Origin of the sequence: Cumulibacter soli, from assembly GCF_004382795.1 — a bacterium.
GTDB lineage: Bacteria > Actinomycetota > Actinomycetes > Mycobacteriales > Antricoccaceae > Cumulibacter > Cumulibacter soli.
Map to the genome: position 1 here is coordinate 158,202 of NZ_SMSG01000001.1, position 14,623 is coordinate 172,824.

16 protein-coding genes are annotated in these 14,623 nt (G+C 62.6%); 7 read left to right on the forward strand and 9 right to left on the reverse strand.

Translation table 11 applies throughout. From position 1 onward, the window contains the following. Positions 1 to 78: 78 nt before the first annotated feature. Positions 79 to 1,980: a translational GTPase TypA gene (gene typA / locus E1H16_RS00765; RefSeq protein WP_134321794.1), complete on the reverse strand. Its 1,902-nt coding sequence runs from the start codon at positions 1,978 to 1,980 to the stop codon at positions 79 to 81. 230 nt (positions 1,981 to 2,210) lie between these two features. Here typA and E1H16_RS00770 point away from each other — a divergent pair, with 230 nt between their 5' ends. Together E1H16_RS00770 and E1H16_RS00775 are read left to right on the forward strand one after the other, a co-directional pair. Beyond that, positions 2,211 to 3,758 carry a DHA2 family efflux MFS transporter permease subunit gene (locus tag E1H16_RS00770; RefSeq protein WP_134321795.1) on the forward strand — a complete coding sequence of 516 codons (1,548 nt, stop codon included), beginning with the start codon at positions 2,211 to 2,213 and terminating at the stop codon, positions 3,756 to 3,758. Positions 3,759 to 3,900: 142 nt separating this feature from the next. After that, positions 3,901 to 4,386: a hypothetical protein gene (locus E1H16_RS00775; RefSeq protein WP_134321796.1), complete on the forward strand. Its 486-nt coding sequence runs from the start codon at positions 3,901 to 3,903 to the stop codon at positions 4,384 to 4,386. Positions 4,387 to 4,694: 308 nt separating this feature from the next. Here E1H16_RS00775 and E1H16_RS00780 read toward each other — a convergent pair whose 3' ends face one another. The 5 genes from E1H16_RS00780 to ehuB all read right to left on the reverse strand — a co-directional run bounded on the left by E1H16_RS00780 (position 4,695) and on the right by ehuB (position 8,467). Further along, complete coding sequence (locus E1H16_RS00780; protein ID WP_134321797.1) at positions 4,695 to 5,042, reverse strand: carboxymuconolactone decarboxylase family protein; 348 nt, start codon at positions 5,040 to 5,042, stop codon at positions 4,695 to 4,697. A gap of 42 nt (positions 5,043 to 5,084) precedes the next feature. Continuing rightward, on the reverse strand, positions 5,085 to 5,897 hold the full coding sequence (gene ehuA / locus E1H16_RS00785; protein WP_134321798.1) for an ectoine/hydroxyectoine ABC transporter ATP-binding protein EhuA: 813 nt from the start codon (positions 5,895 to 5,897) through the stop codon (positions 5,085 to 5,087). Further along, positions 5,884 to 6,720: an ectoine/hydroxyectoine ABC transporter permease subunit EhuD gene (gene ehuD / locus E1H16_RS00790; RefSeq protein WP_208378784.1), complete on the reverse strand. Its 837-nt coding sequence runs from the start codon at positions 6,718 to 6,720 to the stop codon at positions 5,884 to 5,886. Before ehuD ends, ehuA begins: the two co-directional genes overlap by 14 nt. Further along, complete coding sequence (locus E1H16_RS00795; protein ID WP_134321799.1) at positions 6,717 to 7,463, reverse strand: amino acid ABC transporter permease; 747 nt, start codon at positions 7,461 to 7,463, stop codon at positions 6,717 to 6,719. The genes ehuD and E1H16_RS00795 overlap by 4 nt, the downstream gene beginning before the upstream one ends. A gap of 89 nt (positions 7,464 to 7,552) precedes the next feature. Beyond that, positions 7,553 to 8,467, reverse strand: a complete 915-nt coding sequence (ehuB, locus tag E1H16_RS00800; RefSeq protein ID WP_134321800.1) for an ectoine/hydroxyectoine ABC transporter substrate-binding protein EhuB — start codon at positions 8,465 to 8,467, stop codon at positions 7,553 to 7,555. Between the two features lie 574 nt (positions 8,468 to 9,041). Here ehuB and E1H16_RS00805 point away from each other — a divergent pair. Further along, positions 9,042 to 9,998 (forward strand): NAD(P)H-dependent flavin oxidoreductase, encoded by a 957-nt coding sequence (locus E1H16_RS00805; RefSeq protein WP_166741569.1) that lies wholly within the window; start codon positions 9,042 to 9,044, stop codon positions 9,996 to 9,998. 127 nt (positions 9,999 to 10,125) lie between these two features. Here E1H16_RS00805 and E1H16_RS00810 read toward each other — a convergent pair whose 3' ends face one another. Then, positions 10,126 to 10,494, reverse strand: a complete 369-nt coding sequence (locus E1H16_RS00810) for a YchJ family protein (RefSeq protein ID WP_134321802.1) — start codon at positions 10,492 to 10,494, stop codon at positions 10,126 to 10,128. 98 nt (positions 10,495 to 10,592) lie between these two features. On the opposite strand from E1H16_RS00810, the gene arfB reads away from it, so the two are divergent. Further along, the gene (gene arfB / locus E1H16_RS00815; protein ID WP_134321803.1) at positions 10,593 to 11,030 is read left to right on the forward strand and encodes an alternative ribosome rescue aminoacyl-tRNA hydrolase ArfB; all 438 of its coding nucleotides are present in this window, start codon (positions 10,593 to 10,595) and stop codon (positions 11,028 to 11,030) included. A 56-nt stretch (positions 11,031 to 11,086) separates the two neighbouring features. Further along, the gene (gene arr / locus E1H16_RS00820) at positions 11,087 to 11,506 is read left to right on the forward strand and encodes an NAD(+)--rifampin ADP-ribosyltransferase (RefSeq protein WP_134321804.1); all 420 of its coding nucleotides are present in this window, start codon (positions 11,087 to 11,089) and stop codon (positions 11,504 to 11,506) included. Here the strand turns inward: arr and E1H16_RS00825 are convergent. Continuing rightward, positions 11,499 to 11,978, reverse strand: a complete 480-nt coding sequence (locus E1H16_RS00825; protein WP_134321805.1) for an SRPBCC domain-containing protein — start codon at positions 11,976 to 11,978, stop codon at positions 11,499 to 11,501. The genes arr and E1H16_RS00825 overlap by 8 nt on opposite strands. Positions 11,979 to 11,992: 14 nt before the next feature. Then, the gene (locus E1H16_RS00830; RefSeq protein WP_134321806.1) at positions 11,993 to 12,328 is read right to left on the reverse strand and encodes an ArsR/SmtB family transcription factor; all 336 of its coding nucleotides are present in this window, start codon (positions 12,326 to 12,328) and stop codon (positions 11,993 to 11,995) included. Positions 12,329 to 12,488: 160 nt separating this feature from the next. Between E1H16_RS00830 and E1H16_RS00835 the strand changes: the two genes are divergently transcribed. Both E1H16_RS00835 and E1H16_RS00840 read left to right on the forward strand, forming a co-directional pair. Beyond that, positions 12,489 to 13,970 carry an MDR family MFS transporter gene (locus E1H16_RS00835; RefSeq protein ID WP_243837535.1) on the forward strand — a complete coding sequence of 494 codons (1,482 nt, stop codon included), beginning with the start codon at positions 12,489 to 12,491 and terminating at the stop codon, positions 13,968 to 13,970. Positions 13,971 to 14,166: 196 nt separating this feature from the next. Then, positions 14,167 to 14,541, forward strand: coding sequence for a VOC family protein (locus tag E1H16_RS00840; RefSeq protein ID WP_134321807.1), 375 nt, complete (start codon positions 14,167 to 14,169; stop codon positions 14,539 to 14,541). Positions 14,542 to 14,623 lie beyond the last annotated feature (82 nt).

Consider the following 14,623-nt stretch of genomic DNA (forward strand, 5'->3'; position numbering starts at 1 on the left):
GCCCGCTGTCGGTCGCGCAGAGCGCGATGCCTACCTGAGGCGTCCAACCTGCTGTCGTCCGGTGGCGCGGCGTCCGACCTACTGTCGTCCCGTCGCGCGGCGGGCCGCTTCGCGCTTGCGCAGCGACGAATCCAGCGTGACCTTCCGGACGCGAACGGCGTCCGGTGTCACCTCGACGCATTCGTCAAACGCACAGAATTCCAGTGCCTGTTCCAACGACAGCACCCGTGGCGGCACCAGTCGCTGCAATTCCTCGCCGGTGGACTGGCGGACATTGGTCAGTTTCTTCTCGCGACAGACGTTGACGTCCATCTCGTCGGTCCGCGAGTTCTCGCCGACGACCATACCCTCGTACACCTTGGCGCCTGGCTCGACGAGCATGGTGCCGCGCTCCTGCAGCCCGAACATCGCGTACGCCGTCGCCACACCCGTGCGATCAGCCACCATCGACCCGTTCTGTCGGTTACGCAGTTCGCCGACCCACGCGTCGTAACCGTGCGAGATCGCGTTCATCACGGCCGTACCGCGCGTGATCGTGAGGAACTCCGTGCGGACACCGATCAGGCCTCGGGAGGGAACGATCCACTCCATCCGGGTCCAACCGGTCCCGTGATTGGCGAGAGTTTCCATCCGGCCCTTCCGACCGCTCATCAACTGAGTCAACGCACCGACGAACTCTTCCGGCGCATCGATCGTGACGTGCTCGAACGGCTCGTGGACCTTGCCATCGATCTCGCGGGTAACGACCTGCGGGCGCCCTACGGTGAGTTCGAACCCCTCGCGGCGCAGCGTCTCGACGAGCACAGCCAGGGCGAGTTCACCGCGGCCCTGCACCTCCCACGCGTCGGGTCGATCCGTCGGCAGCACCCGGATCGATACGTTTCCGACCAACTCGACATCGAGGCGGTTCTTCACCAGCCGGGCCGTCAGCTTGTTACCGCTCTTACCCGCCAGCGGCGAGGTGTTCACGCCGATGGTCATCGAGATCGACGGCTCGTCGACCTGGATGCCTTCGAGCGGCCGCGGGTCGTCGACGTCCGCGAGCGTGTCGCCGATCATGATGTCGCCGATGCCTGCGACGGCAACCAGGTCCCCCGGGCCGGCTTCGGCGGCCGGCTTGCGTTCGAGGCCTTGGGTGATGAGCAGCTCGGCAATTTTGGCGCGCTGCATCTCGCCGTCGGGCTTGCACCACATGACTTGTTGCCCGGCTTTCATCACACCGTTGTGGATACGGCATAGGGCAAGGCGGCCCAGGTAGGGCGACGCGTCCAGGTTGGTCACGTGGGCCTGTAGCGGCACACTCTCATCGAACCGTGGGGCCGGAATCGTTTCCAGCAGGACGTCGACCAGCGGGCCGAGGTCGTCGTTGTCCGGGCTGGTGCCGTTCTCCGGACGGTTCAGCGAGGCCTTTCCTGCCTTCGCGTGAGCGTACACAATCGGGAAGTCCAGATCGGCCTCGTCGGCGATACCCAGATCGTCGTACAGGTCCATGAACAGTCCGTACGCTTCATCGACGACTTCTTCGATGCGCGCATCAGAACGGTCGACCTTGTTGATCACCAGAACGACGGGCAACTTCGCCTGCAGTGCCTTACGTAACACGAAGCGGGTCTGCGGCAGCGGCCCCTCGGAGGCATCGACCAGCAGCAGGACGCCGTCCACCATGGAAAGCCCGCGTTCAACCTCGCCTCCGAAGTCGGCGTGCCCGGGGGTATCGACGATGTTGATGGTGGTCTGTTTGCCGTCACGGACGATATCCACGGCCGTGTTCTTGGCCAGGATCGTGATGCCCTTCTCACGTTCGAGATCCATTGAATCCATGACGCGGGTGGCGCTTTCGGCTTGCCCTTCGTGTCGTTCGCCAAACGCTCCGGCGAACTGCAGCAGCCCGTCCACGAGCGTCGTCTTGCCGTGGTCGACGTGCGCGACAATCGCGACGTTGCGCAGATCTTCGCGGATGGACAATTCGGTGGTGCTCATTCGGCTCCTCGGTGATGGGCGTCGCCCGCGGGCCCGCACGGCAACCCAACAAGGTTAGTTCCACCAGCTGCGCCTCGCCTGGTGAAGCGACGCAGGTCGCACTAAAAAAAGATGCACTCCGTGCAACGACAGACTTAGACTTTCCTCGCTAGCACCGTTAGGAACGGTTGCTTCCCCCACCGCGCGGGGCAAACCTCGGGCGGTTCGATTCGACCTTGAGGACTCTCACCATGAGTACCCCTGCGCAGTCGGCAGGCGCCGACAAGCTCGACGCGCGCGTTCTTAAGATCGCCGGCGTCGTGGTGCTCGGCGCGATCATGTCGATTCTCGACGTGACCGTCGTCAGCATCGCGCTACCCACTTTCCAAGCCGAGTTCGGCGCGACGTACGCCACAGTCGCGTGGACGATGACCGGCTACACCCTGGCGTTGGCGACAGTCATCCCGATGACCGGTTGGGCCGCCGACAGGTTCGGCACCAAACGGCTTTACCTGATGGCGCTGACCTTGTTCGTGGCCGGGTCGGTGTTGTGTTCGCTGGCATGGAGCATCGAATCGCTGATCGCGTTCCGGGTGCTTCAGGGCCTCGGCGGCGGCATGCTGATGCCCGTCGGTATGACCATCATGACGCGCGCGGCCGGTCCGCAGCGCATTGGTCAGGTTATGGCCGTGCTGGGCATCCCGATGCTGCTGGGCCCGATCGGCGGCCCGATCCTCGGCGGCTGGTTGATCGAGTCCGCGAGCTGGCACTGGATCTTCCTGATCAATCTGCCGATCGGCCTGATCGCGCTGATCTACGCGATCGTCGTGTTGCCCAAGGACACTCCGCACCCGTCCGAGTCCTTCGACTTCGTCGGCATGTTGCTGCTGTCGCCGGGTCTCGCCGCCTTCTTGTTCGGTGTGTCGACCATCCCCGAGGAGGGCACGGTCGCGTCAGCGAAGGTGCTGATCCCGGCGATCATCGGCCTCGTGCTGGTGGTGACGTTCGTGTTCTACTCGCTGCGCAAGACCAACCCGCTGATCCACCTGACGTTGTTCAAGAACAAGAACCTGACGTTCGCTGTCATCTGTATGACGCTGTTCGCGATCGCGTTCTTCGGTGCGGGACTGCTGTTCCCGTCGTACTTCCTGCAGGTACGTGGCGAGGAGACCCTCGCGACCGGTCTGCTGTTGGCCCCGCAGGGTATCGGCGCGATGATCACCATGCCGATCGCCGGCAAGATCGCCGACAAGGCGGGCGCCGGCAAGATCGTCCCGGTGGGTCTGGTGCTCGCCGCTATCGGTTTGTTCACCTTCACGCAGGTCAGCGCCGACACGTCGTACGTGCTGCTACTGAGTTCGCTGTTCGTGATGGGTCTGGGCCTCGGCGCCACGATGATGCCGATCATGACGGTCGCGATGCAGACGCTCACCGACCACGAGATCGCGCGCGGTACGACGCTGATGAACATCGTGCAGCAGACGGCCGGTTCGATCGGCACCGCGGTCATGTCGGTTGTGCTGACCAACCAGATGCTCAACCACCCGGAGATCGGGCTGGCGCAGGCTGCGGCGAATGACGACCAGGTGATGGGCGAATTGGTACAGCAGGTCGGCCCTGACGGTATCGAAGGATTCTTCGCCAAGGCGCTGGAGTTCTCCGCGGACGGCTTCGCGACGACCTTCACCGTCGCGCTGTGCTTGCTGGTGCTGACGCTGATCCCGGCGTTCATGCTGCCGAAGAAGAAGCCCGAACTGCCCGAAGGCGACGAGCCTCGGCCCGAGGTGATGATGCACTAACCCGCCCGCGCCGTACGGCGTGTGTGAGGTGAATGGCCCGGATTCCTGTCGAATCCGGGCCATTCGTCGTCTGGGCGTGCCGACGCTGCGAAAACTGGGTAGAACGGTAGGCAGAACCACCGCCCCCACAGGAGACGTAGCCATGACCAGCGAGAACAACGCCCACGAGCCGACGAAGCCCACCCCGGGTACGGACAAGCCAATCGACGAGATCAAGGCAAAAGCTGAGGAACTCTTTGGCCTGGTCAAGGAGCACGCCGGTCCGGTGTTCAACGATCTTAAAGCCAAGGTCGAACCGATTCTGGCGGACCTGAAGGAGAAGGCTCAGCCCTACGCACAACAGGCCAAGGAAAAGGCGCAGCCTTACGCTCAGCAGGCAAAGGAGAAGGCCGCTCCGTACGCGCAACAGCTCAAGGACAAGGCTTCACCACTGATCGAAGATGTGCAGTCCAAGTTCAACGACGCGCGCGGCAAGAGTTCGGACCCGCAGTCCGTCGACGGAGATGACACGACCCCGACTGGTACAGGTGGCGACACTCCCGCGCCTCCCGCCAATGGCGATACTCCCCCTGCTGCCTCAGATGGCGACACTCCCCCTGCCGCCGGTGGCGACGCACCCACGGCCTAGTTACGCCTCAGTAGCGCGCCAAGAACGCAGAAAATTCCAGGGCGCATCGCATATACAGCGATGCCCCCTCGATATCTGTGCGGCTTTTGCTGCGTCGGTAGGCGATTCAGTCCTCAGTAGGTGGCCTACGTCGTCGTTAGGCGGGACTCTGCGCCCACGCGAGATTTCAGCCTTCAGCCGGCGCTCCTGGGTTGTCCTGAGGCGGGACTCGACCCGGCGCAAGACCTCATCCTCGTTCGGTGGCCTACATCGTCGTTACGCGGGCGGGGCCTCAGGCCCTTGGCGCGGTCTCCCGCGTCGGGAACGGATCACTCCTCGGTGGGCGCCGAATGCTCCTCGAAGAACTTCATCGCGAGCATGCCGTGCGAAGCGCCCGCTCCGGCCCGCAACGCAGCAGCCAGCATCGAGGTCTCGGCGACCTCCTCCTTGGTCGCGCCAGCCTTGACGGCACCCGCAGCGTGCGCGTCCAGACAGTAAACGCATTGTGTCGTGTGCGCGACAGCTAGTGCGATCAATTCGCGGTACTTGCGTGGGATCGCACCGTCCTCGATCTGGACGATTTTGTCGAGGTTGAGCCAGGCATCGAACTCACGAGGCGCACTCTTGCGGATGTCGCGCATGTACTTGACGTCGGAATGATCGTGGTATCCAGTCATGGGCCCAGGTTGGCACTCCACGTGGGCACAAGCAACCCCATCTCAGTGTCGGCGCACAGCGCCGAGAAACGACTTTGTGCGCTCGTGTTCGGGCGCATCGAACAACTTCGACGGCGTACCTGACTCAACGACTTGGCCGGAATCGAACATCAACACTCGATCGGCGATATCCCGGGCAAACCCCATCTCATGGGTCACCAGCATCATCGTGGTACGCCCTTCCTCGGCGATGTCCCGCAGTACGGCAAGGACCTCCCCGACCAGCTCCGGGTCGAGCGCCGAAGTGACCTCGTCGAAGAGCATCAGCCGAGGCTCGGTCGCCAACGAGCGCGCGATCGCAACCCGCTGCTTCTGCCCACCGGACAACTGGCCCGGGGTCTGATTTGCCGCCCGCACCAACCCGACCTTCGCCAGCAACTCCATGCCCTGCACCCGGGCCTCTTCGCGGGATTTTCCGTGCACCTTCATCGGCGCGAGCATGATGTTCTCCAGCGCCGTCATATGCGGGAATAGGTTGAAATGCTGGAAGACCATGCCGATCTCCGAACGCACCGCTCGGATGTGCCTCTCGCGGGCCGGACGTAACTTGTCGCCATGCCATTCGTGGTACAGCTGCTCGTCGCCGATCTCCACCGTCCCCGAATCGGGTCGTTCCAACGTCATCGCCACGCGCAGGATGGTGGTCTTACCGGAACCGGAGGGCCCAATGATCACCACGCGCTCCCCGGGTGCGACATCGAGGTCAAGATCGCGCAGGACGACGTTGGAGCCGTACGCCTTACTCACCTCGCGAAAGCGCACACCGGCAGCACCCTGCTGCTCCTGGCTGTTGTTCTCGTGCTCAGACGCGCTCATACGCGACCTTTCTTTCCAGTCTGCGGACCAGCCATGCGGCGGGAATGCTCATCATCAGGAAGCCGACACCGATGAGCATGTACGGCTCGACCGTGCGGAACTGGTCGGCCTTGATGGTGTTGGCGAATAGCAGTAAGCCAGGGACACTGACCGCGACGCCCATCGGCGCGTCCTTGAAGGCCGCGACGAAGTTGTTTCCCAGCGCGGGCAGGACGTTCGGCACTGCCTGCGGAATGATCACCCGCGTCCAGGTCGTTACCGGGCTGAGGTTGAGAGCCGTCGCTGCCTCCCATTGCCCCGCGTCGACGCTGTTGATGCCGGCGCGGTACCCCTCTGAGGTGTACGTCGCATAGTGGATGCCCAGCCCGATGGCCAGCACGGTAACCGCGGAAATGTTGAGGTCCATCGCCCGTGACAACGCCTGCCAGAAAACCAACTGCACCAACAGCGGCGTGGAGCGAATGAACTCGATGATGAACGCCATCGGCCAACTCAGCACACGGAATCGTGAACGCCTTCCGAGTGCCAGGAAGAACCCGAGTACCACCGCGACGGCGAATCCCAGCAGCGTGGCGCGGAAGGTGACGAGTAGACCTTGCAGCATCAACGGCACCAAGCCGAAGAAGTAGCCCCAATCGAACTTGATCAGCCCGCTCGGAGCTTCCATGTCCGGGCGGAAGAAGTTATTCGGCTCGACCAGGGCGATCAGCAGTACATACCCGAGCACGATGATCACGATCGGGATGACGATGTCGGCACGCTTGTACCAACGCCGGTGCGGACGGTATTCCGTCTCGTCAATCTCGTTGTCTGCGGCCGTCATCGCGCGGGCTCCAGTCCGAGCTTCGTCATCGCCTCAGCAGCTTCCTCATCGGTCAGCGCCGGATTGCCACGCATCCGACGTTCGACCCGCCACTCGGCAACCCGGAAGATCGCATTGATGATCTGGGCGATGAGGAAGTACAGCACGAGCACGTTCAGCAGCAGCATCGGCAGCGTTCCGATTCCGGTAGCCAACTGCTGTTGCCGGATATTGTTGGACATTTGCATGATGTCGGCGACGCCCACGAGGCTGACCAATGCGGTGCCTTTGAGGATCTCGATCGTCAAGTTACCCATCGGCGGGAGGATTACTCTCATCGCTTGAGGCAGGATCACGTACCGCAGCCGCTGAAGCGGGCTGAGGTTGAGCGAGATCGCGGCCTCTGTCTGCCCGGGAGATACCGACTGAATTGCTCCGCGAATGATCTCCGCGCCGTACCCGCCCATGTTGATTCCTAATGCGATCGTCGCCAGCAGCATCAACGGTGGCTGCTTGATCCCTGACAGATATGGGATCGCGATCGCGATGATGAACAGCAGAATGATCGAGGAGATCCCGCGAGCAAACTCAACGATGACGAGCGCGATCCCACGGATCCACTTGATATCGGACATCCTCGCGATCGCGAGGATCAACGCGAGCACGCACCCGAATGCAAATGAATACAGCAGCAGCTGCACGGTCACCCAGGACGCCTCGATCAGCAGCTTGTACTGATTGCCATTAAGCAATACGTCATTCATGGGCCTCACCCACCTCCGGCACAGATGTCGCGTGCCCCGAGACGGCCGGTTTGCATCGGCTGGGCCTCAGGGCACGCGCGTCGGATTGATCAGCCCGTGAAGTCGTCCACGGTCAGCGAATTGGCCATGTCGATATTCTCATCGGTGAAACCTTCGTATTGCGTGATGATCTCAGCGGTGGTGCCGTCCTCCCGGAAGATGTTCAACTGGTCGTTGAAGGCATCGCGGAATGCTTGATCTTCCAGCCGGAACGCGTATCCGCCACACGGCTGGACGACCGGGTCGTTACCTTCGGCGGCTTCCGGATAGAACGGCTCGACCGCCTCCATGGTGTCTTCGTTGCCGGCCACGTGTCCCTCGACGGTTGCCTGCGTACCGCTGGCCGCATCGACCTCACCGGCCTTGAGCGCGGAATACATCTGGTCGATACCGCTGAACGACTTCAATTGCTCGTCCGGGATTCCGGCAGCTTCGGCGTAGTCGACCTCAACCGTTCCACTGGCCACGGCCAGTGTCAGATCCGGATTTTCTGCGAACGACTGGTAGTCGACGATGTCGTGCGGATTACCCGCTGCCACGGCGAACGATTCGGGTACGCAGTAATCGGGGTCGGAGAACGCGGCCTGCTTGATGCGGTCTGGCGTCAAGTACATACCCGCGGCGATTACGTCGAACTGTCCGGCGTTCAAGCTGCTGATCAAGTCACCAAACTCGACAACCTGAAACTCGAGGTCGTCATAGCCCATTTCGTTGAGAACGGCGGTCGCAACCTCGGTGGAGAACCCAGTCGCCTCGCCGTTCTCATCCATGTAGGCATAGGGCTGCTCATTGGCCAAGCCCACATTGATTGTTTCGTCCTTCGGAGGTAGGTCGCCGTCGCCGCCACCGCCCTCGTCGTCCCCGCACGCGGTCAGCCCGAGTGTTAGTACTGCTACACCGGCGACTGCCGCGAGCCTCGTGCGGATGCTTCCCTGTCGAGTCGTACCACGGGTGGCAGTCCTCATCAGTTACGTCAACTCCTCGTCCATCGGCACCTGGGCATCAACTCACCCTAAGCGCAAAACTCATAGTCGTTGACAGCGAACTAGGGTCACGACTTGGTCACGAGATCAACCTAACGCAGGTCTTATACTCCTTTAACACAGCCAAACTGTGTCGCCGTCGTCTTCGTTTCCCTTATATATCAGCGTTCCAAGCAAACGCGTTCGCTACTTCCTCGACAACACAAGGCGATCCGTCTAGAATGCGCGCGCTCGCGCGCGGGCGCGCGTAACTGACACTGACCAGTCCGATATACGAGAAGAACCACAGCCGACACGAGCGTGCGCCTCCACAGCACTCTGAGCATGGGCCTCAGGTGGGGTCACTCCGAACACCCGAACCGCATCGTCGCGATGTCGCGTGAACTCGTTAGGTCGCAAAACACCGCTCGAGCCCGCGACCAGAGCGATCGTCAGTTGGCCGACTCGGCGCCCGCTGACACGGCACGCCAGGGCGCACCGAACCGTCTGTTGCCAAAGTACTGAACGATCGTTTAGCGTGCGCTTAGGTGCTTGTCCTACCCCTAGGAGGTCGGTGGTGTCCCATTCGTTCGAAGGCAACCGCGTCGTGCGTGACACGGGCGTCCGTTACCCAATCTTCAACGCCGCAGTAGCCGCGTTCTCCCGTGCATCACTGAGCGGTGCTGTATCGGCCGCCGGCGGACTGGGCCTAATGGCCACGAACGGCGATGACCTCACAGGGCTGCAGCGCGAGTATGACCAGGCCCGGTCGATGAGTGACAACCCGCTCGGATTGCAAATGTTTCTGCGCATGCTCAAGGGCCAAGATCGCGTCGAGGAGGTACTGGACTGGGTACTGCAGGAGCGGACGCCGCTGCTAGTCACCTGCGTAGGCGACCCGGCCCCGATTGCCCAGCGCGCCCACGAGGTAGGGGTAAAGCACTACCACCAGGTCGGCAGCCTCAAAGACGCACAACGCGCGGTGGACGCCGGCGTCGACGGGCTCATCGTCGAAGGCGCTGAAAGCGGCGGACTCCGCAGCGTCCGCTCACCCCACCTATTCACGCTGTTGCAGCAGGTGCGCGCTGCGGTCGACCTTCCGATCATCGCCGCCGGCGGGATCTCCGACGGCTACGGGATGGCGGGAGCATTCGCTCTTGGCGCCGAGGGCATCCTGATGGGTACCCGGTTCATGAGTTCAACCGAATCGCCGGTGCACGCCAACTGGAAACAGGCGATCGCGGACAGCGCGATCACTCACAACATCGACACCGGGATGCCCGGCGTCCGCATGCGCGTGGCCGACACCGAATTGGCGGCGTCCGTACTGCGCGGCGAGGTCGACACGAGCAGCAACCCGTACGGCGGCCCATTCCAGGAGGCATTTGACAATGGGCGTCTGGACCTCGCACTCGTCGGGTGCGGCGAGTCGGCAACGTTGGTCGAGGACATCAAACCGGTCAGCCAGATCATCGACGAGACAGTGCAGGTGTTCTGGGAACAGGTTGACCGGATCGCGGCGCTACGCGGCTAACGCCGGCGGCGGGCATCGCAGGTCGCACGCGGGTGGGGCCTCGCGATTCGTGCGGGGCGTGCACTTCATGCGTGAGTGGCGGCCGCTCCGTTCGGCAGCAGACCTCCGGTGACCACGACGGAGCCGGTCAAGCGTCGATCGCGTCGACGTACACCCAGCGTTCACGACGCCGCGCGAATCGTGATCGTTCACGCAGGAAAGATGGTTCGCCGTTATACCGGTAATGCGCGACGAACTCCACGACTCCGGTCGAATCGTCAGCGGTCCCCTGCTGGGTATCAATGATGTCCAATCCAACCCACTCAAGGTCGTCAGCCTCGAGTTGGGCGGGCCGCGAGCGCGGGTGCCACGTGCGGAAGACATAGTTCAGGTTGCCTACCGCATAGGCACAGTAGCGTGATCGCATCAGTTCCAGTGCGGTCTGCTCGTGCCGGGCACCGTCATGTAGCGGTTCGCAGCAGTCGGCGTACTCCCCCGCCCCACACGGGCATCTCATCGACCCTCATCACGTTCGTGCATGCTGGTGAGAATAACGAAGCACCTACGCATTCGGCACGACCGCGGTCGAGCCGCCGGATAGCCGAGAATGATGCCATGGATGATCTTTGGATACCGCCGTGTCCCGGCGCGCCTCGCGGGATCGCCATACCGGCCGCCGAGTTGCACGAAGTCTTCTCTCGCTCCTCAGGACCCGGCGGGCAGGGCGTCAACACCGCAGACTCTCGCGTTCAACTCAGCCTCGACATCACATCGACGACGGCGCTCGACGACGGACAGCGCATGCGCGTCGCGCGCCTGCTGGCGCATCGCCTCAACGACGGCGTCCTGACGATTACCGCATCCGAGGACCGCGCACAGCGACGCAACCGAGCCATCGCGCGTGACCGGCTCATCGAGCTAGTTCGCCAGGGTGTTGCCCCGGATGTGCCGCGACGCGCCACGAAACCTACCCGGGGTTCACAGCGCCGTCGTCTGGACGGAAAGCGCAAACGTGGCGATATCAAGCAGGCACGTCGTCGCCCCGACTGGTAAATAGCCAGGCGATTCATCACCGGTCAGCCCTTCGCCTGCGTTGCTAGGCTCGGTCGATGAACGCACCGCCGGATCCCGGCCCCTTCTATCACGGCACTATCGCCGACCTACACGTCGGCGACGAGTTCACCGCCGGATTTCCGTCGAACTACCGACCGGAGATCACCATGAATCACGTGTACTTCACCGCATTGCGCGACGGCGCAGGACTGGCGGCCGAGGTCGCCGCCGAACTCGCCGAGGGCACGGGAACGCCGCGGGTGTACCTCGTCGAGCCAACCGGAGAGTTCGAAGACGACCCCAATGTCACCGACAAGAAGTTTCCCGGAAATCCGACTCGCTCCTTCCGCACCGCGGCGCCGCTGCGCGTGCTTGAGGAGGTTACCGAGTGGACGCGCCTGACCCCTGAGGCGCTCGAGATGTGGCGCGAGCGCCTCGCAACGTTGCGCAACAGCGACGCAGAGATCATCAACTAACTGCGGCCAGCACCTCGCCGATCTTGTCGAGCAGTCCCGCGGTGCCCTTCTCGCGCCCGGCCGCGGCCTCGGGGCCCGGACCGTGTACGCCGTCGAGATGCACGCCCTGTTCGGTGAACGTCAGGTTCGTGCCGTCGCCGTCCGACTTGAACACGATCGTCGTGATCGACGTCGAGGCATGGGCCCCGTCCAGCCACATGTCGTAGGTGTAGACGATACGTTCGTGCTCGACGATGTCGGTGTACGTCGCCCGAAATTGGGAAAGCGGACCGCCGGGCCCATGGCGACCATCATCGATCGCAAGTCCCCCGACGACGAAATCCTCACTTCGTTCGACTTCGACGAACTCAGGGCTGCCGAACCATTTCCGCTTATGCTCCAGATCAGCGAAGGCCCGCCACACCGAAGCGACCGGAACGGGATAGTGCCGCTTCAGGGTGAAGGTTGCGTGGGCCTCAGTGCGTGTACTCATGGGTTTTCCTCTTTCTATTCGGCATCGTTCTCGGCTAGTAGCCCGCCGAGTCGGTCGAGTGCGCGTTCGTGCGGCATCCGTTGCCGCGCAATCCACTCAGTGGCGCCCGCCATCGCATCTACCGCGAGCTGATAGGTACGCACGCGCCCGGCCTTGTGCGACGCGATGATTCCGGCATCCTCGAGAACCCGAAGGTGCTTGACGATCGTCGGCAGCGCGAAATCGAACGGTTCGGCCAGTTGACTGACCGAGGCCGGGCCCAGAACCAAACGCTCGACCATTGCGCGTCTCGTTGCGTCGGCGAGCGCGTGGAATGTCCGATCCAGGCGCTCAGGTAAACACTTACCCATATGGCTAAGTATGCGATTGGACCGATCCCCTGTCAAGGAGGACACTGAAGACCCGGTCTAGCGTTCACCAATTTGCATGGACTGCAACTTTTGCTTACGGTGTCGCATGTCGACGGAATATTGGAAGGATGCTCATCTTGTTGCCGAATAGGCCGGAATCGTGACCACAGGCCGACCCTCGAAGCAGCAAGCGACACCGACCACGCCGCCCACCACAGACCCGTTCAACCGCAATGTAGTGATGGCCGTGCTGATCTCCGGCGCGTTCGTCATCATTCTCAATCAGACCCTGCTGAACACCGCACTGCCAGCGTTCATGCGGGACTTCGGCATCAGCGCGAACTCAGCGCAGTGGGTCACCACGATCTTCATGCTGATCAACGGCATCATGATCCCGGTCACCGCGTTTCTGATTCAGAAGTTCACCACGCGCGCCCTGTTTCTTACGGCCGTCGGCCTGTTCGCCGTCGGGACCATCGTCTGCGCCATCGCGCCCACGTTCGCCGTACTCCTGGTGGGTCGATCAATCCAGGCCGCCGGCGGCGGCATCATCATGCCGCTGATGCAGACCATCCTGTTCGCTATCTTTCCGATCCACAAACGCGGCAGCGCGATGGGCACCTTCGGGCTGGTCATCGCGTTCGCGCCAGCGATAGGCCCCAGTCTCTCCGGCTGGATCGTCGACCATTGGCCGTGGCAAATCCTGTTCGTGATGATGCTGCCGATCGCTGTGATCGACATCGTGTTCGCCTACTTCGTGCTCAAGAACGTCACCGAGCGCACCTACCCGAAGCTCGACGTGCTGTCGATCATTCTGTCCTCGGTCGGATTCGGCGGAATCCTGTACGGGCTGGGCGCGGCCGGCGATGCCGGCTGGTCCAGCGCTCAGGTGATCGGCCCCATCGTCGTCGGTGTGCTGACCCTTATCTGGTTCGCGCAGCGACAGCTAGCGCTGCGCGAGCCGATCCTGGAATTACGGGTGCTGAAGCACCCGATGTTCACGTTGAACACCGTGCTGGGTATGTGCGTCTTCATGTTGATGGCGGGCGGCATGTTGATCCTGCCGCTGTACATGCAGAACATGAACAACTTCTCCGCGGTCGAGTCGGGGCTCGCGTTGCTGCCCGGCGCCATCGCGATGGGTTTGATGTCTCCGGTGACTGGCAAGCTCTTTGACCGGTTCGGCGCGCAATGGCTGGCCATCGCCGGGTTTGCGTTAGCCGGCGGGGCGTCGTACACGCTCGCGTTCCTGAGCCTGGACACGTCGTTTGCCTACATCGCGATCGCGAACGCTGTTCGCATGCTTGGTGTGGCGATGGTGATGATGCCGGTGACGACAGCTGCGCTTAATACGCTCCCACAGCGGCTCATTCCACATGGTGCCGCGCTGAACAACACACTGCGCCAGATCGCCGCATCTGTAGGGACGGCGGCGCTCGTGACCGTGATGACTGAAACCGCTCGCGATCCGAAGACGTACGGCGTCGAAGGGTCGATACACGGCGCCAACATCGCGTTTATCGTCGCTGCCGCCATCGGGCTTGTCGGGGCCGTAGGTTCGTTCTTCATTCGCGGTTCGCGCCCGACACCACCCGGAGAGCGACTTCGCGAAGTGACCAGCGAGTCAGCGGCCGCGCACTAGGGCATTTCAGTTGAGTGTTGTCCGTGTTGTTCGCACGGCGCGCGCTCGTAAGGCCCGGTCGCGCTGTACGGTTGACTTGATGATGACCAGTCAGGCCCCTCGCGGCCGCTCCCGGAACGGCAATCTGGTCGTTCCCTGATCCGCGCTCCACCTCGTATGGGTGCCCACTTCAAAACCCACTCATACGAGGAGAAGAATGACAGCGCACTTCAATCACACGATCATCGCCTCGACGAACGCCGAGGAGATGGCTGACTTCTACCGCGAATTACTCGAGGCGGACGACGCCCCGTCGTGGGGACCATTCCACAACCTGACCATCGGGGGCGGCGTGCTCTTGCAGTTCGCGACCCCACCGATCGAGTTTCCACCTCAGCATTACGCGTACCTGCTTGATGACCCGCACTTCGATCGCGCCTACGCGACGATCACGGCGCAACAACGCGAGCACTGGGCCGATCCACAACGGACCCGCCCTGGCGACATCAACCATGAACACGAAGGCCGCGGGGTGTACCTGCTTGATCCGTCGGGACACTATCTGGAGTTGCTCACTCGGCCCTACCTCTGAGGAGTCAGCACCGGAACGAATACACGCACGCACTGTCCTGGTCCGGAACACGGGAGCGCACGCGCCGCGCCACTCACGCACC

Coding starts and splice junctions, on each gene's coding strand:
- typA (WP_134321794.1), bottom strand. CDS start 1,980: ATGAGCACCACCGAATTGTCCATCCGCGAAGATCTGCGCAACGTCGCG.
- E1H16_RS00770 (WP_134321795.1), top strand. CDS start 2,211: ATGAGTACCCCTGCGCAGTCGGCAGGCGCCGACAAGCTCGACGCGCGC.
- E1H16_RS00775 (WP_134321796.1), top strand. CDS start 3,901: ATGACCAGCGAGAACAACGCCCACGAGCCGACGAAGCCCACCCCGGGT.
- E1H16_RS00780 (WP_134321797.1), bottom strand. CDS start 5,042: ATGACTGGATACCACGATCATTCCGACGTCAAGTACATGCGCGACATC.
- ehuA (WP_134321798.1), bottom strand. CDS start 5,897: ATGAGCGCGTCTGAGCACGAGAACAACAGCCAGGAGCAGCAGGGTGCT.
- ehuD (WP_208378784.1), bottom strand. CDS start 6,720: ATGACGGCCGCAGACAACGAGATTGACGAGACGGAATACCGTCCGCAC.
- E1H16_RS00795 (WP_134321799.1), bottom strand. CDS start 7,463: ATGAATGACGTATTGCTTAATGGCAATCAGTACAAGCTGCTGATCGAG.
- ehuB (WP_134321800.1), bottom strand. CDS start 8,467: ATGAGGACTGCCACCCGTGGTACGACTCGACAGGGAAGCATCCGCACG.
- E1H16_RS00810 (WP_134321802.1), bottom strand. CDS start 10,494: ATGAGATGCCCGTGTGGGGCGGGGGAGTACGCCGACTGCTGCGAACCG.
- arfB (WP_134321803.1), top strand. CDS start 10,593: ATGGATGATCTTTGGATACCGCCGTGTCCCGGCGCGCCTCGCGGGATC.
- arr (WP_134321804.1), top strand. CDS start 11,087: ATGAACGCACCGCCGGATCCCGGCCCCTTCTATCACGGCACTATCGCC.
- E1H16_RS00825 (WP_134321805.1), bottom strand. CDS start 11,978: ATGAGTACACGCACTGAGGCCCACGCAACCTTCACCCTGAAGCGGCAC.
- E1H16_RS00830 (WP_134321806.1), bottom strand. CDS start 12,328: ATGGGTAAGTGTTTACCTGAGCGCCTGGATCGGACATTCCACGCGCTC.
- E1H16_RS00840 (WP_134321807.1), top strand. CDS start 14,167: ATGACAGCGCACTTCAATCACACGATCATCGCCTCGACGAACGCCGAG.